Source organism: Flavobacterium sp. AC267 (genome assembly GCF_979258715.1).
In genome coordinates this window covers 4,223,292-4,245,604 of the sequence record NZ_OZ409875.1, presented here as the reverse complement: position 1 = coordinate 4,245,604, position 22,313 = coordinate 4,223,292, and the positions used below count along the sequence as shown (strand labels likewise).

18 protein-coding genes and 5 pseudogenes are annotated in these 22,313 nt (G+C 35.9%); 21 read left to right on the top strand and 2 right to left on the bottom strand.

Annotated elements, in window-relative coordinates; genetic code table 11:
- The first annotated feature begins 35 nt into the window (after positions 1-35).
- The 18 genes and pseudogenes from ACZZ95_RS22565 to ACZZ95_RS22480 all read left to right on the top strand — a co-directional run bounded on the left by ACZZ95_RS22565 (position 36) and on the right by ACZZ95_RS22480 (position 19,472).
- Positions 36-2,268 (top strand): annotated as a pseudogene (locus tag ACZZ95_RS22565) (beta-N-acetylhexosaminidase).
- Positions 2,269-2,535: 267 nt separating this feature from the next.
- Entirely contained in the window at positions 2,536-4,389 is a 1,854-nt protein-coding gene (locus ACZZ95_RS22560) for a beta-galactosidase (RefSeq protein ID WP_463470779.1), read from the top strand.
- 35 nt (positions 4,390-4,424) lie between these two features.
- Positions 4,425-5,539 (top strand): annotated as a pseudogene (locus ACZZ95_RS22555) (alpha-L-fucosidase); the annotation flags it as partial.
- 45 nt (positions 5,540-5,584) lie between these two features.
- Complete coding sequence (locus ACZZ95_RS22550) at positions 5,585-5,908, top strand: alpha-L-fucosidase C-terminal domain-containing protein (protein ID WP_463471747.1); 324 nt, start codon at positions 5,585-5,587, stop codon at positions 5,906-5,908.
- A gap of 4 nt (positions 5,909-5,912) precedes the next feature.
- Positions 5,913-8,158, top strand: a pseudogene (locus ACZZ95_RS22545) (GH92 family glycosyl hydrolase).
- Positions 8,159-8,170: 12 nt separating this feature from the next.
- A complete protein-coding gene (locus ACZZ95_RS22540) occupies positions 8,171-9,310 on the top strand; it encodes a glycoside hydrolase family 3 protein (RefSeq protein ID WP_463470778.1) in 1,140 nt (379 codons plus the stop codon).
- Positions 9,285-10,064: a PA14 domain-containing protein gene (locus ACZZ95_RS22535; RefSeq protein ID WP_463470777.1), complete on the top strand. Its 780-nt coding sequence runs from the start codon at positions 9,285-9,287 to the stop codon at positions 10,062-10,064. Before ACZZ95_RS22540 ends, ACZZ95_RS22535 begins: the two co-directional genes overlap by 26 nt.
- A 16-nt stretch (positions 10,065-10,080) precedes the next feature.
- A complete protein-coding gene (locus ACZZ95_RS22530; RefSeq protein WP_463471746.1) occupies positions 10,081-10,833 on the top strand; it encodes a glycoside hydrolase family 3 C-terminal domain-containing protein in 753 nt (250 codons plus the stop codon).
- Between the two features lie 262 nt (positions 10,834-11,095).
- Positions 11,096-11,374 (top strand): carboxypeptidase-like regulatory domain-containing protein, encoded by a 279-nt coding sequence (locus ACZZ95_RS22525; RefSeq protein WP_463470776.1) that lies wholly within the window; start codon positions 11,096-11,098, stop codon positions 11,372-11,374.
- An 11-nt stretch (positions 11,375-11,385) separates the two neighbouring features.
- Positions 11,386-12,441 carry a TonB-dependent receptor plug domain-containing protein gene (locus ACZZ95_RS22520; protein WP_463470775.1) on the top strand — a complete coding sequence of 352 codons (1,056 nt, stop codon included), beginning with the start codon at positions 11,386-11,388 and terminating at the stop codon, positions 12,439-12,441.
- Positions 12,404-14,185 (top strand): TonB-dependent receptor domain-containing protein, encoded by a 1,782-nt coding sequence (locus tag ACZZ95_RS22515; RefSeq protein ID WP_463470774.1) that lies wholly within the window; start codon positions 12,404-12,406, stop codon positions 14,183-14,185. Before ACZZ95_RS22520 ends, ACZZ95_RS22515 begins: the two co-directional genes overlap by 38 nt.
- 16 nt (positions 14,186-14,201) lie before the next feature.
- On the top strand, positions 14,202-15,221 hold the full coding sequence (locus ACZZ95_RS22510; RefSeq protein ID WP_463470773.1) for a SusD/RagB family nutrient-binding outer membrane lipoprotein: 1,020 nt from the start codon (positions 14,202-14,204) through the stop codon (positions 15,219-15,221).
- Positions 15,193-15,462, top strand: coding sequence for a SusD/RagB family nutrient-binding outer membrane lipoprotein (locus tag ACZZ95_RS22505; protein ID WP_463470772.1), 270 nt, complete (start codon positions 15,193-15,195; stop codon positions 15,460-15,462). The genes ACZZ95_RS22510 and ACZZ95_RS22505 overlap by 29 nt, the downstream gene beginning before the upstream one ends.
- Positions 15,428-15,787: a SusD/RagB family nutrient-binding outer membrane lipoprotein gene (locus tag ACZZ95_RS22500; RefSeq protein WP_463470771.1), complete on the top strand. Its 360-nt coding sequence runs from the start codon at positions 15,428-15,430 to the stop codon at positions 15,785-15,787. The genes ACZZ95_RS22505 and ACZZ95_RS22500 overlap by 35 nt, the downstream gene beginning before the upstream one ends.
- Before the next feature lie 170 nt (positions 15,788-15,957).
- A pseudogene (locus ACZZ95_RS22495) lies at positions 15,958-17,285 on the top strand (sugar MFS transporter); the annotation flags it as partial.
- 180 nt (positions 17,286-17,465) lie between these two features.
- Positions 17,466-18,479 carry a sialidase family protein gene (locus tag ACZZ95_RS22490; RefSeq protein WP_463470770.1) on the top strand — a complete coding sequence of 338 codons (1,014 nt, stop codon included), beginning with the start codon at positions 17,466-17,468 and terminating at the stop codon, positions 18,477-18,479.
- Between the two features lie 20 nt (positions 18,480-18,499).
- Positions 18,500-19,360 carry a M20/M25/M40 family metallo-hydrolase gene (locus ACZZ95_RS22485; RefSeq protein ID WP_463470769.1) on the top strand — a complete coding sequence of 287 codons (861 nt, stop codon included), beginning with the start codon at positions 18,500-18,502 and terminating at the stop codon, positions 19,358-19,360.
- Positions 19,302-19,472: a hypothetical protein gene (locus ACZZ95_RS22480; protein ID WP_463470768.1), complete on the top strand. Its 171-nt coding sequence runs from the start codon at positions 19,302-19,304 to the stop codon at positions 19,470-19,472. Before ACZZ95_RS22485 ends, ACZZ95_RS22480 begins: the two co-directional genes overlap by 59 nt.
- A gap of 65 nt (positions 19,473-19,537) precedes the next feature.
- Here the strand turns inward: ACZZ95_RS22480 and ACZZ95_RS22475 are convergent, their stop codons facing one another.
- Positions 19,538-19,903, bottom strand: coding sequence for a winged helix-turn-helix transcriptional regulator (locus ACZZ95_RS22475; protein WP_095955248.1), 366 nt, complete (start codon positions 19,901-19,903; stop codon positions 19,538-19,540).
- 81 nt (positions 19,904-19,984) lie between these two features.
- Between ACZZ95_RS22475 and ACZZ95_RS22470 the strand changes: the two genes are divergently transcribed.
- The 3 genes from ACZZ95_RS22470 to ACZZ95_RS22460 are packed head-to-tail and all read left to right on the top strand — an operon-like array spanning position 19,985 to position 20,841.
- Positions 19,985-20,233: an NAD-binding protein gene (locus ACZZ95_RS22470; RefSeq protein WP_463470767.1), complete on the top strand. Its 249-nt coding sequence runs from the start codon at positions 19,985-19,987 to the stop codon at positions 20,231-20,233.
- Positions 20,145-20,645 (top strand): NmrA family NAD(P)-binding protein, encoded by a 501-nt coding sequence (locus tag ACZZ95_RS22465; RefSeq protein ID WP_463470766.1) that lies wholly within the window; start codon positions 20,145-20,147, stop codon positions 20,643-20,645. Before ACZZ95_RS22470 ends, ACZZ95_RS22465 begins: the two co-directional genes overlap by 89 nt.
- Positions 20,527-20,841: a hypothetical protein gene (locus tag ACZZ95_RS22460; RefSeq protein WP_463471804.1), complete on the top strand. Its 315-nt coding sequence runs from the start codon at positions 20,527-20,529 to the stop codon at positions 20,839-20,841. Before ACZZ95_RS22465 ends, ACZZ95_RS22460 begins: the two co-directional genes overlap by 119 nt.
- A 124-nt stretch (positions 20,842-20,965) precedes the next feature.
- Here the strand turns inward: ACZZ95_RS22460 and ACZZ95_RS22455 are convergent.
- Positions 20,966-22,302: pseudogene (locus ACZZ95_RS22455) on the bottom strand (hypothetical protein).
- Between the last annotated feature and the right edge of the window lie 11 nt (positions 22,303-22,313).

Sequence of the window (22,313 nt, the reverse complement as noted above, 5' to 3'; positions counted from 1 at the left end):
CGGTTCAGGCTCAAGAAGTTTACACAGAAAGTGATATACATATCATTCCGAAACCGAGTCAGACTTTTATTAAAACAGGTGTTTTTGAATTTACAAAAGATACAAAGTTCGTAGTAAATGGTGATTTTCAGAAAGATGTGGCTGATGCTTTGGCTTCTAAATTTGAAGTGGTCGCAGGATGGAAACCAGAAACGACAGCAAAAGCTCCAATAAGCAATTTTGTTCAGTTTAAAGTAGATCCTAATTTAAAAAATGAAGCTTACGTTTTAGATGTAAATCCGACAAGCATTGTGATTGCTGCAAAAGGAAATATTGGTTTTCTATATGGTTTAGAAAGTGTTAGACAATTACTTCCTGAAGCGATTGAAAGCAAATATGCAATCACTTCTGCAAAATGGAAGATTCCGAGTTTAACGATTAACGATGAACCCCGTTTTAAATGGAGAGGTTTAATGTTGGATTTATCTCGTCATTTCTTCGATAAAAATTATATTTTGGCAACAATCGATCGTTTGGCGATGCACAAAATGAACGTTTTACATTTGCATTTGGTTGACGATCAAGGTTGGAGGATTGAAATTAAAAAATATCCAAAACTAACTGAAGTTGGAGCTTGGAGAGTCGATCAAGAAAACACTAGTTGGAATGCTAGATTAACTACAAGTCCTGACGAAAAAGGAACTTATGGTGGCTTCTTTACGCAAGATGAATTAAGAGAAATCGTAAAATATGCATCTTCTAAAGGAATCGAAATTATTCCTGAAATTGAAATGCCGGCTCACGTAAGTTCTGCAATTGCGACTTATCCAGAATTAGCCTGTTTCAATCAGAGAATTGGTGTTCCTTCAGGTGGAGTTTGGCCTTTGACTGATATTTACTGTGCAGGAAAAGAATCGACTTTTGAATTTTTACAAAATGTAATTGACGAAGTAATTACGATTTTCCCTTCAAAATACATTCATATTGGAGGCGACGAAGCGACGAAAACGAATTGGGCAAAATGTCCGCATTGCCAAAAAAGAATCAAAGATGAACATTTAAAAAGTGTTGACGAATTACAAAGCTATTTTGTAAAACGTATGGAAAAATACATCAACTCAAAAGGTAAAAGAGTTATCGGTTGGGATGAAATTTTAGAAGGCGGTTTGGCTCCAGATGCAACGGTAATGAGCTGGAGAGGAATGAAAGGTGGAATCGAAGTCGCAGATCAAGGTCATGACGTAATTATGACACCTGAAACTCCTTGTTATTTCAACTTTTATCAAGGTCCGCAAAACGAAGAACCATTAGCTTTTGATGCTTATAATCCGTTAAGTGAAGTGTACAAATTTGATCCTGTTGTTTCAACAATGACGCCTCAGGAAGCAGGACACGTTTTAGGGGGACAAGCGAATTTGTGGGCAGAACATTTGGCGTTGCCAAAAGATTTTGAATACATGATTTTTCCAAGATTGGCGAGCATTATCAGAAACTTTATGGAGTCCGAAAGAGAAGCGCAATTGGAATGACTTTACAACAAGATTGTTTTCATTGTTGAAACGTTACGATTATTTGGGAATCAATTATGCGAAAAGTGCTTATTTGGTTACCGCTTCTTCTACAGCAGATTTGGCTAATAAACAAATCAAAGTAGAATTGAAAAATGAGTTTCCAAACCCAGACATAAGATATGTTTTAGGAAATCAAAACATTGATCATCATGCAGTAAAATATACAAGTCCAATTGAAATCAAAGAAACAACAGTTTTAAAAGCTTCTTTATTTCAGGATGAAAAACCAGTTGGGAAAACATTCACAGATACTATTGTTTTCCATAAGGGATTTTCGAAAAAAGTGAAATACCTAACGCCTTTTAATTCTAATTATAAAGGCGATGCCAATACAATGGTAAACAGTATTAGAGGAAGTAAAAATTTCCATGACGGACAATGGCAAGCTTGGCTGGTTAATGATATGGAATTGGTAATTGATCTTGAAAAAGTAGAAAGCATTGAACAAGTTACAGTTGGGGCTTTAGAAAGCCAAGGCGCAGGAGTTAATTTCCCAATTCAAGTGAAAGTGCTGATTTCTACAGACGGAATTAAATACACTCAAGTGGGAAAAATTACTCGCCCTTATGCAGTAAATGCAGTTCCAGAATTGAAAGATTTCAAAATCAATTTCCAAAAACAAAATGCACGTTTTGTGAAAGTAATTGGCGGTAACCTGAAGAAAAGCCCAAAAGGAGAAAGCTCTTGGTTGTTTGTAGATGAAATTTTGGTGAATTAAATATTTTAAACACATAGAAACATAGTTTTTTTGAAACTTGGTAAAAGAGTTTAGAAAGAAAATAGTTTCTCACACATAGCTTAACGTGAAATGCTTGTGACAGCTCTGTCAAAGTTTCAAACTTTGACAAAGCTTTAAAGTCAAGTTTGTGACTTCGATAAAGTAGAATTATTAAAGAATAACTCTCTGTAGTATTTGATTACCTAAGTCGTTTACTACTTTAAGATTGCAATTTTTTAAGTTTATAAATGTATAATCTGAAAAAAAATGAATAAGATATTATTTAAGCTCGGAGTATTATTGATTTGCTTGATGCCGATTTTTACTACGGCGCAAACCAAAGGATTTTCTATATCTAACGGAGAATTTCAAAAAGATGGGAAAATTGTAAAAATACATTCAGGAGAAATGCACTATGCACGTATTCCTAAAGAGTATTGGAGGCATAGGTCGCAAATGCTTAAAGCTATGGGATTGAATACCGTAGCTACTTATGTGTTTTGGAATTATCACGAAGTAGCACCAGGTGTATGGGATTTTAAAACAGAAAATAGAGATTTAGGAGAGTTTTTACGTATTGCTAAAAGTGAAGGATTATATGTAATTCTTAGACCAGGTCCGTATGCATGTGGTGAATGGGAATTTGGCGGATATCCTTGGTGGTCGCAAAATAATCCAGATTTAGTAATTCGTACCAATAACAAAGCATTTTTAGAAGCTTGCAAAACGTATCTGGAACATTTGTATGCAGTGGTAAAAGGAAATTTTGCTAACCAGGGAGGACCAATTATTATGGTTCAGGCTGAAAATGAATTTGGTTCTTATGTTTCTCAAAGAACCGATATTAGTGCTGAGGATCATAAAGCATACAAAACTGCAATTTACAATATGCTTAAAGAAACGGGGTTTCCAGAACCTTTTTTTACTTCTGACGGTACTTGGTTGTTTGAAGGCGGTGCTGTTGAAGGCGTGTTGCCAACTGCAAATGGGGAATCAAATATTGAGAATTTAAAGAAGCAAGTTGATAAATACCATAAAGGACAAGGGCCATACATGGTAGCAGAGTTTTATTCTGGCTGGTTGGATCACTGGGCAGAACCATTTATTAAAATTGGATCTGAGGAGATTGCAAGTCAAACCAAAAAGTACCTTGATGCAGGTGTTTCTTTTAATTATTATATGGTACACGGTGGTACTAATTTTGGATTTACCTCTGGAGCTAATTACAATGAAGAAAGTGATATTCAGCCGGATATTACAAGCTATGATTATGATGCGCCAATTAGTGAAGCAGGTTGGGCTACACCAAAATTCATGGCTATTCGTGAAGTAATGCAAAAGTATTCTAAAACAAAATTAGCACCGATTCCAGAGAAAATACCAGTTACAAAATATCCTAATCAGCCTGTCAAATCCACTATGGATGTTTTAAGCTGGATAAAAAAAGAAAAAGCTGTTGTAAATGACCAGCCCTTAACATTTGAAAAGTTAGGTCAGGGAAATGGATATGTTTTGTATCGAAAAAGATTTACGCGACCAATTTCTTCTGGTAAATTAAAGATTGAGGGATTGAGAGACTTTGCTACAGTTTATGTGAATGGAGTTAAGGTGGGTGAATTAAATAGAGTTTTCAAGAATTACGAGCTGACAATTTCTATTCCTTTTAACGGTATTTTAGAAATTCTGGTTGAAAATATGGGACGTATTAATTACGGAGCCGAAATAGTGCATAATACAAAAGGAATTATTTCTCCAGTATTCATTAATGAATATGAAATTAGTGGTGGATGGGAAATGTATAAAATGCCGATGAATGAAGTGCCAGTTATTAAAAATGAAACGATAAAACCTGGACGACCAGTTTTGTATGAATCTACAGTAAACATAGATAAACCAGCCGACACTTTTCTTGATATGACAAATTGGGGAAAAGGAATTGTATTTGTTAACGGCCACAATCTTGGTCGCTACTGGAAAGTGGGACCGCAACAAACACTTTATGTACCAGGCTGTTGGTTGAAAGCGGGCGAGAATAAGTTTGTTGTTTTGGAGCGACTTAATGAAAACACCCAAAAAGAATTGACTTTTACAGATCAGCCGATACTTGAAAAATTAAACTAAAAACAAAGAATAATAAATTATAAATTAGATTAAAGATGAAAAAAGGAATATTCATAATCGCCCTTTTATTTTCAGCTCAGATATTCGCTCAGGCGATATATGAAGATGAAAGATATGTACCAGAAACAGATCCGGCAGTATTAAAAAACTTAGACGAATGGCAAGGCAAAAAATTTGGACTGCTAATGCACTGGGGAACTTACAGCCAATGGGGAATTGTAGAATCTTGGTCTATCTGCCCTGAAGATTATGGCTGGTGTGAACGTAAAAAAGGAAGTAATCCATCTAATTATAATGATTATATTAAAGATTACGAAGGTTTGAGAAAAACGTTCAATCCTGTAAAATTTGATCCAGAAAAATGGGCAAAAGTCGCTAAATATGCGGGAATGAAATACATGGTTTTCACTACAAAACACCATGATGGATTCAATATGTATGATACTAAATATTCTGATTATAAAATTACTAGTAAAGATGTGCCTTTTCATACGAACCCAAAAGCAGATGTTTTAAAAGAGATCTTTAACTCTTTTAGAGGTGAAGGTATTTCAACTGGAGCTTACTTCTCTAAACCAGACTGGCATAATGAAAATTACTGGGATCCTTACTTTCCACCATTTGACAGAAACGTAAACTACGATCCGTCATTATATCCAGAAAAATGGCAGAAATATGTTGATTTCACACACAACCAAATCTTAGAAATCCTTTCTAATTATGGTAAAGTAGACATCTTATGGTTAGATGGAGGATGGGTTAGAAAAAGAGATCAAGTAAATATCAAAGAAAACTACGATGAGAAATTTGCTGAGAACGAATCTAAAAACGGTTTCATCAAACACAGAGTTGTAGATCAAGATCCTAAAATGGATGAATTGGTTGCAAAAGCACGTGCCAAACAACCAGGATTGATCGTTGTAGATAGAGCAGTTCACGGTAAAAACCAAAACTATTTAACACCAGAAGGCGCGTTCCTGAAAAAACACTTCCTTATCCTTGGGAATCTTGTATTCCAGCAGGCGGTGGATGGTCTTATTCTCCAGGTGCTACTTACATGACTGGAAGACAAGGTATTCATATGTTAGTTGATATTGTGGCTAAAGGTGGAAACTTATTATTAAATGTTGCTCCAAGTCCAGAAGGAGAATGGGATAAAGGGGCTTACGATTTATTGCAGGCTTACGGAGATTGGATGAAAGTAAACAGCACAGCAATTTACAACACAAAACCAATCGAGCCTTACAAAGAAGAAAACATTTGTTTTACACAAAATAAAGCTGGAAATGTATTTGCATTTTACTTAGCGAAAGACGGAGAAGATAAAATTCCTGCAGCAGTTACGGTAAAATCTATCAGTCCTAAAAAAGGAACAAAAATTACCATGTTAGGTTCTAAAACTTCTTTAAAATGGACAAAAGAAGGAAACGGATTTAAAGTAATTATTCCAGAAAGCTTAAGAAATAACCTTCCTGCAAAAGAAGCTTGGACTTTAAAAATTGAAGCTATTAACAGATAACAATATGTTTTCAATACAAAAAATAATATCACAAACAGCATGTAGCTTTTACATGCTGTTTTTTAGCATTACCATTTTTGCGCGACAACCTGCTGATTTTGTTAATCCGTTTATTGGAACTTCCAATTTTGGAGCAGAGCATTTCCAGGTCCGATTGCACCGCGCGGTATGGCGAGTATTAGTCCGTTTAATGTGGCTGGAGTAAAAAACACTCCAATGGAAAAAGACAGTCAATGGCTTTCGAATCCGTATGTACATGAAAACACATTTTTAACAGGATTCAGTCAGGTAAATATAAGCGGAGTTGGTTGTCCAGAATTAGGCGTTATTTTATTGATGCCAACGACTGGAGCAGTAGAAATCGATCATTTAAAATACGGTTCAACGTATTCAAATGAAGTGGCAAAAGCCGCATATTACAGCGTAGACATCGACAAGTATAAAGTTAAAGGCGAATTTACAGCTTCAAAACGAGTTGGGATCAGCAGATTCACTTTCCCGAAAGGGCAGTCAAATGTTTTATTAAATCTTGGAGTTGGATTAACGAATGAAGAAGGCGCGATGATAAAAGTCGTTTCTTCAACAGAAATTGAAGGAATGCGTTCAGTTGGTTCATTTTGTTACAACAGTCCAGAAGATGCCTACCCAGTTTATTTTGTGGCTCAATTTTCTAAACCTGCCGATAAATTCGGAGTTTGGAAAAAACCTGCGAAATACAACGGTGTCGAAGCACAATGGATGGGCTACAACGGAAAAGCCAGAATGATGGAAAATACAATCAAAACCGTTGTGGGGGATAGTATTGGAAGTTATTTTACCTATAAATTCGACAAACAAGAAACGGTTGAAGTGAAGATCGGAATTTCGTACGTAAGTATCGAAAATGCCCGTGAAAACTTAGCAAAAGAAGTGGGTAACAGATCTTTTGACGCAATTTACAAAGAAACGTATAACGAATGGAACGAAGAACTTTCTAAAATTTTGGTTGAAGGCGGTTCAAAAGATGACAATACGATTTTCTACACGGCTTTGTATCATACTTTAATTCACCCAAATACCTTAAATGATATTAACGGAGAATATCCAGTAATCAAAAGAAGTAAAATTGCTAAAACCAAAGATACTCGTTATACCGTATTTTCTTTGTGGGACACGTATAGAAATGTCCATCCGTTAATGTCTTTGGTTTATCCAAAACAGCAATCGGATATGGTAAAAAGTATGTTGGATATGTTCGATGAAAACGGCTGGTTACCAAAATGGGAATTGAATTCGACTGAAACTTTTACCATGGTTGGAGATCCTGCAAGTATAGTAATTACAGATACTTATATGAGAGGAATTCGTGATTATGATGTTAATAAAGCCTATTATGCCATGTTGAAAGGCGCAGATAATATTGAAAATAATCCGCTTCGTCCGGGATTGAAAGATTATATCAAAAAAGGATATTTGACAACCGACAACAAAGGTCCAGTTTCGACGACTCAGGAATACAATATTTCAGATTATTCTATTTCGCTTATGGCCAACGAATTCGGTGACAAAGACAATGTAAAACGTTTTAAAGAACGCTCTTTATCATACAGAAAATTATTTGATAAAAACTTAAATCTGCTTCGACCAAGAACGGCTGACGGAAAATGGTACGAACCATTTGATCCTGCTTCTGGAGCTAATTTTGAAGAAAATGTTGGTTTTATTGAAGGAAATGCTTGGCAGTACGCTTTTATGGTGCCTCACGACATTAACGGATTGAAAAAATTAATGGGCGGAGATCAAGCATTTTCGGCACAATTGCAGAAAATATTCGACATCAAACAATTTGATATGGCAAACGAGCCGGACATTGCTAATCCATATTTATTTAATTATGTGAAAGGCGAAGAATATAAAGCTCAGGAAAATGTAAAAAGACTGGTTCGCGAATATTTCAAAAATGAACCGAAAGGATTGCCAGGAAATGATGATACTGGAACCATGTCGGCTTGGTTAGTATATTCGATGATGGGGATTTACCCAATTTCTCCGGGAGATCCAATTTACACCATTACAGCGCCAATGTTTCATAGAGTGACGATCAAATTAGATCCAAGATATTATAAAAAAGAAAGCATTGTAATTGAGAGACAAATCAATAATGATGGAAAAATCAATTCGATTGAGCTAAACGGAAAATCACTTAACAGCTTTTTTATTTCGCACGATGATTTTGTGAATGGAACTAAGCTTAAAGTGATTCAAAACTAAACACACACAACTATGTTACAATTAAGAATGAGGAAAACGGCCATTATTTTTGTAATGGCTGTTGGTTTTTTTAACCAGACCAACGCCCAGAAAAAGTATCCGTATCAGGATGCTAAATTACCTGTAGAAGAGAGAGTTCAAGATTTGCTAAGTCGCATGACACTTGAAGAAAAAGTGCGTCAGATGGATATGTATAGAGGGGATTTTTTTAAAGATAAAGAAGATTTTGCTAAAGCTAAATCGGCAGAAAAAATAGGGAAATTAGGAATTGGAGCTATTCATGATCTTTATCCGCGTTCGGCTAAAATGATCAATGATCTTCAAACCAATGTAATCAAAGGAAACCGCTGGGGAATTCCGGCGCTGATTATGTGTGAAATGCTTCACGGATATTTAGATGAAGGAAGTACTGCTTTCCCAATGAACATTGGTCTTGGAGCAACTTGGGATGTTGCTGTAATGGACAAAGTGGGAAAAGTTATTGGTATGGAAGCCAGAGCACATGGAGTACATTTTGGTTTTGGACCAAATTTAGATTTAGGACGCGAACCAAGATGGGGGCGTGTTGCTGAAACTTTTGGTGAAGATGCGTTCTTGAATAGTGAAATTGGTTTGGCTTTTATTAAAGGATTACAGGGAGACGATTTAAAATCGGATCGTTCTATTATTGCAGAACCTAAACACTTTGCAGTTCATGGTATTCCGCAGGCGGGAGGAAATTCTTCGCCTATTTTAGTTGGAGAACGTTCAGCGCGTGAAGATCATCTTCCATCTTTTCAAAAAGCATTTACAAAAGGCGGTGCATTGGGAACAATGTGTGCGTATTCTGAGTTAGACGGAATTCCATGTGCGACGAATCATTGGCTGTTAACAGATGTTTTGAGAAAAGAATGGGGTTTTAAAGGAATTGTTGTTTCCGATTTAGGAGCTATTAAATACATTCAAACGACTCACAAAGTTGCTGATTCTCCGAAAGATGCTATTAGAGAAGCAGTTTCTGCTGGTGTTGATATGCAGTTTTATGATTTTAGTAATGAATTCTGGCAGAATACCATTATTGAATTAGTAAATGAAAAGAAATTGACAACAGAAAATATCGACCGTCTTTGCGGGAGGAATTTTACGTTTGAAATTCTTATTGGGATTATTTGAAAATCCGTACACAGAAAAAAATCTGATTAAAGAACGTTTTCATACCAAAGAAAATCAGCAAGTTGCTCTAGAAGCGACTCAAAAATCTATGGTTTTATTGAAAAATGAAAACAACATTTTGCCTTTAAGTAAAAATCTTAAAAACATTGCGGTTATAGGACCAAATGCAAATGCTTCAAGATTGGGTGGTTACGCTCCTAAAAATAGTGTCGGAATGACAGTTTATGAAGGAGTTAAGGAATTAATGGGAAAAACTGCGAATGTGGTTTATGAAGAAGGAGTTCCGTTAATTGTAAAAGGACAGATTATTCCATCTAAATATTTATTTACTCCAGACGAATCTCAAAACGGATTAAAAGGCGAATATTTTAATAACAGAAATCTGGAAGGAACTCCAGCTTTAACACGTATCGACAGTCAGTTAGAATTTGACTGGCCTTGGGCGCCTGGAGATGGTGTTAATGTAGATGACTTCTCTATCAGATGGACAGGATTCTTAAAATCAGATCAAGCACTTGACGGATGGTTAGGTTTAAGTTCTGATGACGGAATTAGAATGTATATCGATGACCAATTGGTAATCGACAACTGGACAAAAGGAGCAACAAGCATGGTGACGGTTCCAAAAAACATTGAAAAAGGTAAAAAATACAAAGTCCGCATTGAAATGTGGGAAGGAGGCTGGGGTGCCAGAGCTCATTTCCGTTGGAATTTAGAAAAAGTAAACTTACAGCCGGCAATCGAAGTCTGCTAAAAAAGCTGATGTTGCGATTGTTGTTTTAGGAGAATCTAACGAATTGGTAGAAGAAAACAGAGATGTGGCTTCTTTAGACTTATTTGGAATACAGCAACAATTGATCGAAGAGATCCAAAAAACAGGAACTCCTGTAGTTTGTGTATTATTAAATGGTCGTCCGCTTTCTACAAATTGGATTGCAGAAAACATTCCTGCACTTTTGGAAGGATGGTTCCCTGGAGAATTAGGAGGAAGAGCAGTGGCTGATGTTTTGTTTGGAGATTACAATCCAGGGGGAAGATTACCGATTACAGTTCCAAAGTCAGTTGGACAGTTACCTATATATTATAACCAAAAACCATCTGCAATACATAAATATGTAGCAGAAAGCGAACATCCATTATATACGTTTGGTTATGGATTGAGTTATACAAATTTTGAGTATTCAAATTTAAAAATCAGTTCAAAAGAAATTAAACCTAATGGTGAATTGAAAGTTTCTGTTGATGTTAAAAATGTTGGAAATCTGGATGGAGACGAAGTAGTACAATTGTATGTAAATGATGTTTACAGTTCTGTAACTACTCCAGAAAAAACTTTAAGAGGTTTTAAACGATTAAATATTAAAAAAGGAGAAACTGCAAATGTTGAATTTACACTTACTAAGGACGAGCTAGGCCTGTATAACAGGGAGATGAAGTATGTTGTAGAGCCCGGAGACTTCGAAGTTATGGTGGGTGGCAATTCGACAGATTTGCAAAAAATAGCATTTAAGGTTTCTAACTAAAATCGCTTAAACGCCGCATAGTTTTAAACGTTTTTTAGATAAAAAAAAGAATACAATTAAAAAAGGCCTAAATCTATTAGATTAATAGATTTAGGCCTTTAAAATAAGGAAGAGTTGGATTACAAATGAAAACGTTTTCTTTCAATAATACACCAAACTTTCACCAACACCTTTGCAAAATTGTCATTTGTCGAAATTATACATTGTTAACAAAACGTATTCTTAAATTTAACATGTTATTAACTCTAAAAAAACAACTAATATGATTAAAAACGTACTAAAATTACTGTTTGTCATATGCCTTTTCGGGTTCCAAAGCCTAGAAGCGCAGACTACAGTAAAAGGAACGATAACAGATGCTTCTACTGGAATCCCAATCCCTGGAGCAAATATTATTGTTAAAGGAACTAAAACGAGTGCTTCATCAGATTTTGATGGTAAATACAGCATTACAGTTCCAAATCAAGCGAGCAGTTTTAGTTTTTACTTATGTAGGGTCTGCTACAAAAGAAATTGCTGTTGGTACTCAAACTACACTTAATGTAGCTTTAGGTGCAGACACGCAAGCAGTTAGGTGAAGTGGTAGTTACAGCTCTTGGTATTAAGAGAGAGAAAAAAGCTATTACTTATTCTGCACAAAACGTTTCAGTAGACGAACTTTCTGAAGCAAGATCATTAAACGTTGCCAACTCTCTTTCTGGTAAAGTTGCAGGTCTTAACTTCTCTACTACTTCAAATGGTGTTGGTTCTTCTTCTAGAATTACTTTAAGAGGTAACAGATCTCTTAATGGTAACAACCAGCCTCTTTATGTTGTAGATGGTGTGCCAATTAGTAACGGAACAACAAATTCTAATCCTGATATTGATACAGGAGGAACAACACAGCCAGATGGTATTTCTAACATTAACCCAGAAGATATTGCTTCGATGACTGTTCTTAAAGGACCGTCTGCGAGACGACTTTATGGATCTAGAGCATCAAATGGTGTAATCGTTATTACAACTAAATCTGGAAAAGCTGGAAAAACTTCAGTTTCGTTATCATCTAACTTTATGGCTTCTTCTGCTTATAACTTGATGAACTTACAAAACGAGTACGGACAAGGAACAAACGGAGCTTATGTTGCTAACTCTTCTTCAAGTTGGGGAGGTAGATTAGACGGAAGCCAAGTTTCAAACTGGCAGTTAGTTCGTAACCCAAATTATGCTGGACCAGCTACACAAAGCTATTCTCCACAGCCTAATAACGTTATCGATTTTTACAAAACGGGTTATAACTTAGCTAACACTTTAACTGTTACATCTGGTAACGAAAAAGCACAAGGATATTTCTCTTATACTAACACACGTGCTGAAGGTATTGTTGGAGGAAACCAAATGGACAGACACAATCTTAACTTAAGATTGACTAGTAAAATCTCTGATAAATTAACTTTAGATGTGAAAACAAACTACATCGTTCAAGATATCGATAATTTATTGAGAACTGGTGAAGAGTCTATTGGTACATCTGCTTATTTATTGCCTCGTAGTATTGCGTATAACGATTACAAAAACTTCGAATATTTTGATGCTTGCAGGACAAAGACAAGTAAACTATTTCCTTGACGAAACAGGAGCTCCAGGTGGAAACCCATTTTGGTCTGCTTTAAGAGATGACGCTCGTACAGATAAAAGAAACAGATTTATTGGTTTAGCTTCTCTTAAATATGAGTTTACAAAAACTTTAAGCTTACAAGGTAGAGCAGGTTTGGATCAAATGACAAACAAAAACGTAAGAAACAGATATGCAACTAACGCATTCAACAGTAACATGGGTTCATACAGTGAATCTTACGAAACTGTAAGTGAATTAAACGTAGATGCTTTACTTTCTTACAATGAAAAATTTGGAGATTGGGCTGTTGGACTTAATGCTGGTGCAAATGCATTACAACAAAATAGTTCAGCTTTAAACTCTGGTGGTGTTTTAAGTAAAAGAAACTTCTTTGCTTTATCAAATGTTCAGACAGTTCAGTCTCAATCTACAGCTTCAGATAAAAGAATCAATTCAGTTTACGCATTTGGTCAACTTGGATTTAGAAACTACTTATTCTTAGATGTTACTGCTAGAAATGACTGGTCTTCTACAATTCCTAATGATTATTTCTACCCATCTTTCGGTCTTTCTGCTGTTCTTTCTGATATGTTTACATTACCAGAAGTAATCAGCTTTGCGAAAATTAGAGGTTCATATGCACAAGTTGGTAACGATACAGATCCTTATCAAACTCAACAAAGATTCTCATACATTGGAGGAAATGGTGGTATGTTATACGGACAAAGCACAAAAGCTAATCCAAACCTAAAACCAGAGATTTCTTCTTCTACAGAGTTTGGTGCTGATGTTAGATTCTTCAATAACCGTTTAGGTTTAGATTTCACATACTTTACATCATTAACAAATAACCAAATTTTCTACATCAACACTCCTGAGTCTTCTGGATATTCTAGAGCTATTGTAAATGGTGGAGATATTGAAAATAAAGGTATCGAGTTAACGCTTACTGCAACTCCAATCCAAACTGAAAATTTTACATGGGATATTACAGCAAATTATGCTTCTTATAAATCAAAAGTAAAGTCTATCTTTGAAGGAAGAGATGAGTTAGTTTTAGGTGAAGGACGTTTAGTTAGAAGTAAAGTTGTTGCTGGTGGAGAATATGGTGATTTATACATCAAAGGTTTCCAAAGAGATCCAAACGGAAGTATTATTGTAAACAGTGCAGGTCTTCCTTTGGCAACAAATGGTTTTGATGTTCGTGCTGGTAACTTTAACCCAGACTGGACAGCAGGTTTCAAAAATAATTTCAAATACAAAAACTTCTCTTTAAGCTTCCTTGTTGATTTTAGAATTGGTGGTGAAGTTATTTCATACACTCAAGCAAGACAAGCTGGTTTAGGGGTAAGTGATATTACTCTAGCAGGAAGAGAAGGCGGAATTGTTGTTGATGGTGTTGTTGCGACTGGTAACGGAACTTACACTCCAAATACTACAAGCATCACTGCAGAACAATACTGGACTTCTATCGGACAAAGAACTCCTATCGCTGAGCCATTTGTTTATGATGCTACAAACATCAGATTAAGAGAGCTTGTTTTTGGTTATTCATTACCAAAACGTATATTAGGTGATTCAGGATTCTCAAGTATTGACTTCTCTTTAGTAGGTAGAAACTTGTTCTTCTTCTTAAACAAAGCAGAACACTTTGATCCAGAAGCAGGAGCAGGTACAGGAAACTTACAAGGGATAGAATCTTTCAACATTCCTTCAACTAGAGATTATGGAGTTAATGTTAAATTTGGATTTTAATTAAAAAAGAGATATCATGAAATATAGTTTTAAAATAAAAACACTAGGAGTTGCTGTAGCAATGCTATCTACTTTTGCTAGCTGTACACAGGATTTTGAGGAAATAAACACTGACCCTAATTCACTTACGGAAAGTCAATTAGATCCTACTCTTGCTGGTCCTGCATTTGCATCTGCATTGTATGCTGGTATCCACAACGGATCTTACTCTTCTCCTGTAGATGATCAAGGTACTTGGGGTATTGCAACAGGTATTTTATCGTCAACTTTTATCCACTATTTAAACTGTGGATATGGTACGGAAAGAAATGCTTTCGTTAACGGATACGAAGGAAGAGGATGGACAAGATTTTACACAGTTGTCGCACCAGCTTTATCCAATGCTGTGAAAGCATCTGAAGGAAACGCTGAAGCTTTAGCAGTACTTAAAATCTGGAAAGTTTTCATGTACAACCAAATGGTTGATGCTTACGGACCAATTCCTTACACACAAGCAGGTAATGGTTCTGAGAAAGTTCCTTACGACAGCGTTGAATTTATCTATGATGATTTCTTTAAATTATTAGATGAAGCAAACGCAGTATTATCTTCTTCTTCAACTGCTTCAGTTGCATCTCTTGCCCCAAATGATAGAGTTTATGCAGGAAGTGTTGATAAATGGAGAATTTTTGGAAACAGTATGAGATTGCGTTTAGCTTTAAGAATATCTGATAAAGATGGTGCAAGAGCTAAAACACAAGCTGAAGCTGCTGTAGTCGCAGGCGTTATGCAGACAAATGATCAAAGCGCATTTTTCAAAGCAAGTAATATAACTCCAAACAATTTAAACATGATCGTAAATAGCTGGGGGTATGTAATGACCGCTTCTATGGAAAGTATCTTAGTAGGATACAATGATCCACGTTTATCAAAATGGTTTGCCCCAATCGATACTGGAGTTTATAGAGGAAATCCTGTTGGTGGATTAGAAGACCAATTTGGAACTACTAAATTCTCTGCTTTTAATAATGACGTTATGGGTAATGGTGCTTGCTAATAACCTAAGCGAAAGTAAAAACATCGAAATCTTCATGGCTTCTGAAAACTACTTAAGCAGAGCTGAAGGTGCATTAAACGGATGGAACATGGGCGGAGACGCTAAAACTTTGTATGAAACAGGTATTAGATTGTCTCTTGCACAATGGGGAATTACAGATGTTGCTTGCAGTAAATGCATACATCAGTGGTTCTACATTACCAACATTGCCAAACATTTTAACAGTATATCCAACTCTTGACCTACAAGATATCCCTGTTAAATTGCCTGTTGCTTGGTCTGCATCTACTGCTGATCAACGTACACAGATTGCAGTTCAAAAATACTTAGCAATTTTCCCAGAATCTTGGGAAGCTTGGGCAGATTTACGTAGAAGCGATGCTAAAGTAATCTATCCAGTTTTAAATACAGACAACCCTGATGCAGGTGTTGGTAAGTCTCTAATGAAGAGAATCATTTATACTACAAATGAGTACTCTTCTAACAAAGCGACAGTTGAAGACGGTGTCGTAAAATTAGGCGGTGCAGATTCAGGTGGAACTAGACTTTGGTGGGACACAAAATAATTAATTTGGTGAGTAATGATCGACACAATCCTTACTTAAAATTCAAAAGGAGAGGTAACTCTCCTTTTGTTTTATACGCAAGTCAGTAATTTTGACAAGCGCAATTTCTCTTAACTACAGATGATTTTCTCCAATTTAACAAATCATCAAACCACAAAAACATAAATAAAATGGTTGACACAAATACCACAAAAACTTCACAAAACAAACCAACCACATTAGTTCCAATTTTAATAATAGCAAGTCTGTTTTTTATTTTTGGATTCGTTACCTGGATCAACGGCGCTTTGATTCCATTTATGAAAACAATTAACGAATTAACGTCAGCGCAGTCATTATTGGTTGCATCGGCATCTTATATTTCGTTTGTTGTTATGGCGCTTCCTGCATCTTATATTTTAGCTAAAATTGGCTATAAAAAAGGGATGTCTTTAGGATTATTCATCATGGGATTTGGAGCTTTAATTTTTATTCCAGCGACCGAAGCCAGAACCTATTGGATGTTTCTAACAGGAATTTTTATTCAAGGAGCCGGAATGACTTTATTACAAACCGCTTCAAACCCTTACATTACAATTTTAGGCCCCATAGAAAGTGCTTGCGAAGCGTATTTCTATTATGGGAATCTGTAATAAAATTGCTGGTGCATTGGGTTCACTTATTTTCGGATCAATTTTGTTATCCGGAATTGACGAAATTCAAGAAAAACTAGCAGTTGTAAGTATTTCCGAAAAAAATATATTATTAGATAATATGGCAGACAGCGTTGTGGTTCCATATATCTCAATGGCAGTTGTTTTATTTATTCTTGGATTGTTAATTCGTAAAGCACCGCTTCCAAATGTTGAAGCTGCGCCAATCGAAGAAGCAGTAGAAGGACAAACAGTAAAAACAAGTATTTTTCAGTTTCCGCATCTTTGGCTTGGCGTACTAACTTTGTTTATGTATGTTGGAGTAGAAGTAATTGCAGGAGATACGATCATTGCGTACGGAATCGCTCTTGGCTTTCCTGCAGCAGATGCTAAATTCTTTACAACATTTACTTTATTAGCAATGGTAGCAACCTATGCTTTGGGAGCATTTTTGATTCCGAAATATATTACGCAGGCCCTGGCTCTAAAAGTGAGTGCCGTTTTAGGAATTATATTGTCTTTTTGTATTGTATTTTCTACCGGATTTACCTCTGTTTTATTCGTTGCTCGCATTAGGAATTGCAAATGCTTTAGTTTGGCCTGCAGTCTGGCCTTTAACCCTAAACGGATTAGGAAAATTTACTAAAACAGGAGCCGCATTATTAGTAATGGCAATTTCAGGTGGTGCAGTTATTCCTCCTTTATATGGAAAATTTGTAGACGGCACAAAAGCCGATCTTATTGCGCAGGGAATTAATGAAGTAAATGCAACCGCAACAGCATCAACAAAAGGATATTGGATCTTACTTCCCTGTTATATTATTATCCTTTATTACGCGATTTCTGGACATAAATTAGGATTGAAAAAAGAGTTAGATTTAAGATTTTTTAGAAGCAAGATTGAAAAGTCAAGAGATAAGAAGCAAGATGTACGAATTAGTATTTAAGCCTAACATCTTGTTTCTAATATCTCGCTTCTTCCATCTTAAAAAACAAAAAAAAGAATAAAATGATTTTAAAAATGAAATATACTACAGCAAGCATTATTGGTAATTGCTCTTTTTTCTAATTCGATTAAAGCGCAGACCAAAGCTGTAAATATTGAAAGCAGTTATATCGCAGATCCGCCTGTAACTGCTAACAGCCACGCATCGACATTGGTTGAACACAAACCAAACGAAATTCTGGTCGCGTGGTTTGGAGGAAAATATGAAGGAGCAAAAGATGTTGGAATTTACATTTCAGCTTATAAGGATAAAAAATGGACAGCGCCTAAAGAACTGATTCAGCCCTTAATTAAAAATGGAGATACACTTCCATGCTGGAATCCAGTTTTGTTTAAAGCCAAAAGCCAGAATCTATATTTGTTTTATAAAGTTGGGAAGAACCCAAGAGAATGGTTTGGCGCTATGATTGTTTCAAAAGACAACGGAACAACTTGGGGCGAACCAAAATATCTTCCAGAAGGATTTTATGGTCCAATTCGAAACAAGCCAATCGAAACTATACCAGGCTTAATTATCTGCGGAAGCAGTACAGAAAGTGTTGACAAAGACGAATGGAGAGTGCATGTAGAAACGTACACAGAAACTGATGATTCTTGGAAAAAGATTGAAGTTAAAAACACTAAAAATTATAATATCATTCAGCCGACTTTTTTAATTCATAGTGCGAGCGATATCCAAATGCTATCCCGAAGCAAACACAATAGAATAGTTTCAAGCTGGTCTGGAGATAACGGAAAAAGCTGGATTAGAACCAACACGATCAATGTGGTTAATTCAAATTCAGGAATTGATGCTTTGACCGTAAATAAGAATCTTTTTTTATTGGTAAATAACCCGCTTCCACAAGGAAAAGACTGGTTTAACGGACGTAATATTCTGGATGTGGAATATTCTAAAGATGGATTAAACTGGCAGAAATTATTTGATTTGGAAAAGCAGGAAAAGGGAGAATTTAGTTACCCGGCAATAATTCAGACAACAGATAAAAAAGTACACGTTTTATACACTTACGACAGAAAGTATATTAAGCATACCTCTTTCGATCTGCAATAAAATTTAGCTTGTAATACACTATGAAATCAGTAATATATTCAAAATACAATTTCTTAAAAATAGGAATATTATTTTTCTGTTTACATCTTAATGCTCAAAATGTCGCGACCTTTTATCAGCATGATAAGTATTTGTCATCCGATAAATTACAAGGCCGTTTTCCTGGAACAAAAGGAAACAATAAAGCGACTTCTTACATTCAAAAACATTTTAAAAAGTACGGATTAAAAGAATTCAATAAATCATATTATCAGCCTTTTAAAGTTTTTGTAAAAGAAGGCATTAATAAAATGAAATCTGATAGTGTTTCCACCCAAAATGTTTTTGGTTATATCGAAGGATCAGATCCGAATTTGAAGAACGAATACATTGTAATCGGAGCACATTACGATCATTGGGGCTGGGGCGGACAAGGTTCTGGAAGTAAGAAGAAAGAAGCCTTTGCTATTCATAACGGCGCCGACGACAATGCATCTGGAGTTTCGGCTTTGCTGTGTATTTTAGAAGAAGTTTCAAAACAAAAAAACAAACCAAAAAGAAGCATCATTTTTGTTTCTTTCAGTGGAGAAGAAGAGGGATTATTAGGTTCCACATACTTCGTCAGTCATCTGCCAGTTCCAAAAGAGTCTGTAAAAGTAATGCTGAATATGGACATGGTTGGAAGATTGAACGAGAAAAAAGAACTCTATATGGGAGGCGCAGGAACTTTTCCAAATGGAGTAGAACTAATGCAAAAACTGCAGGAAAACAGCAGTTTAAATCCAGTCATACATTCAGGAGATGTGGGAGGATCAGATCATGTTTCCTTTTACAAAGAATCAATTGCTTGCAGTTGGTTTTCATACCGGCGGGCATCCACAATATCACACACCAGAAGATGATATCGATTTGATTAATTCTGACGGAGGTGCATTGGTTTCAAAATACATTTACAATGCTCTTATTGAAATAGCCAATTACAAAGAAAATTTAGTTTTTATCAAACAGAACTAAAATAAAGAGAGTTTCATTGCCAAATAAGTTAATTAGTTTTTTGTTGTTTGAAAAGGCGGTATCTATTAAACGCTATAGATGCCGTCTTTTACTTTAAATGCCCATGCCGCCATGGCATCGATAACCGGTAACAAACCAGTTCCGGCATTGCTGAGTTTATACGTAACAAAAGGCGGTACAACAGGTTTTGCTTCGCGAATAACCAAACCATCTGCTTCTAACTGCTTCAAATGCTGAATCAGCATTTTTTCTGTCACAGCCGGAATTGCTCTTTTCAATTCGCTGTAACGCTTATCTCCAGTCGATAAATGATATAAAATAATGGGTTTCCAGTAGCCTCCAATTTTTTCCATAACAAAAGTTACGGGACATTTTTCTAATGCATACTGCTTGTTTTCCTGAATTGTAGACGATTCTTTAATTGCTGTCATGATACATACTTTAGGGTAAGTACTTGTATAAAAGTAAGTGCAAATATACCTTTGTCTTGTTAAATAAAAAAACATTTAAAGATGAAAATTATAATTTCAGGTTCATTAGGAAATATAGGAAAGCCTTTAACGGCTCAATTAGTAAAATCGGGACACGATGTAACAGTTATCAGCAGTAGTGAAGATCGAAAAACTGCAATTGAAGAACTAGGTTCAAAAGCGACAATCGGATCTGTCAGCGATGCCGATTTTCTTCGTCGCGACTTTTGCCGGTGCAGACGCCGTTTTTGCCATGACACCTCCAAACATGGGCGGTATAAATATTATTAAAAACACTACAGATGCTGGTGCCGCATTCGCGAAAGCGATCCAGAAAGCCAACATTAAAAGAGTCGTAATGTTAAGCAGTATTGGTGCTGATTTACCGACAGGAAACGGACCAATTGCAGGTTTGTACAATATCGAGAAGATTTATGAAAAACTAGACACTTCTATTACGTTTTTACGTGCGGGATATTTCTACATTAATTTCTTAAATGATATTCCGATGATAAAAGGAGCTGGAATTATGGGCGCTAATTTTCCGTCGGCAAATCGTATTCCGTTAGTACATCCAGAAGATATTGCTTGGGCCGCAGACCGAAGAACTGCTAAAATCCTCAGAAGGAAAAAATGTAAGATATATTATCAGCGATGTCCGCACGCCTGCAGACCTAGTAAAAACATTCGGATCTGCCATTGAAAAACCCGAATTACCTTGGGTTGAATTTACAGATGAACAATATTTAGGAGGAATGACTCAAGCGGGAGTTCCGGAGGAAATGGCTGGTTTGTATACCGAAATGGGAAGCGGACTTCGCAATGAAACAATCGCAACGAGATTTTTTAAACAACGATGGAAAAGTGGAAGGAAAAATCAAATTGGAAGATTTTGCTAAAGAATTTGCTTCAAAATTCTAATCCTAAAAAAAACATTCCGCTGACTATAAATAGAAGCGGAATGTTAAATAAAAAAAGTCAAGTAATGAATTACATACAGTTAGTAATCATAACTGTATATTTTTAGAATACCCCAATGTAGTGGTTTCCTGGTTTGTTAACCAATTTTGCACCTTTAGTAACTCTTCCAGAAGGAATATCAATTACATAAATGTTACCATCTTTTCCAACTGGAGTAACAGCGATATAGAAGTTGTTTCCATCAACTACAAAACCTTGGTATTGTCCAAAATTCAAGTCAGTATCATAAGCAATACCTTCTACTTTTTGAGCAGTTCTTGCATTTAAATCCAATCTAGCAAGATAACCTTGGTCATTAGCACCTTCGTAAGTGTAAACAGCATAAGCAATTCCGTTTCCAGCATATCTCCAAGCATCGATATAACTTCCTTTAACTCCTAATGCAGTATCTAAACTAAATACATAAGAGTTGTCATATTCATTGCTTTGATCGATTTTTAAGATGTAAGAACCTTTTTGAGTATCTCTTTGTGTAGCTTGGTAAATATTTCCGTCAGTACCAACAAAACTGTTGAAACTTCTGTAACCGCTTGTGTCACCAAATCCAACTGTAGAAGTTATCACTTTAGGATTTTCTAATGAAGGGTAATCAACCACAACAGATTTAGAACCTAAACGTGTAAAGCTTGCGGCGTTTTGTCCTGTTGCAGGATCAGTTTTACGCATCCAAGTTCCAATAATTAATTTGTTTCCTGCTTTGTTCAATGTAGGGGCATCTAAACGGAAAATGTGGTGTCCTAATGCTTCTTCTTCAGCAGTTAACGGAATTGGATATTGTTTGTAAGCAGAAATTAAAGTTTGCTTGCATATCTAAAGACAATACAGTAGCAATTCCTCTTGTGTTTTTGTACGTTTTATCTTCATTTACACTAACAACTGGAGCAGTAACGTTTACCGCAACACCAGTTTTATCACCGTCAAAAAGTTTTACCCATCTTGGAGATGTTCCAGCATATTGAGAAATATTAACTTTTGCCTGAGACTCTGCAAAATTGCTTCCACCGTTAACTTTGTAAGTCATAAACTCACCACCATTAGCACCAGTGTATGTAATGTTGAAAAGCGTGCTTCCATCTACAGAAGATTGCAAACGCGCTGTTCTGCTAGATTGAACTGGAGTTCCGTTATCATAAACATTTACAGAAAAGTTTGGATCAATAGCGTTTTCTTTGCTAATAGCGAAAACTTTTGTCCCTCCGTTTCCATCACCCGCTTCAGTCTGCATTAAAGCTCCTGCTACAGTGATCCAGCGACCGTCAGTTACGGGATTTACTGGTTCAGTAGTATTATTATCATCGTTGTTGCTTGCAAGCAGTAGTTAGTGCTAATGCACCTAGTAACAAACCAGATGTCAATAGTTTAAATGTGTTCTTTTTCATCTTTATTGAAT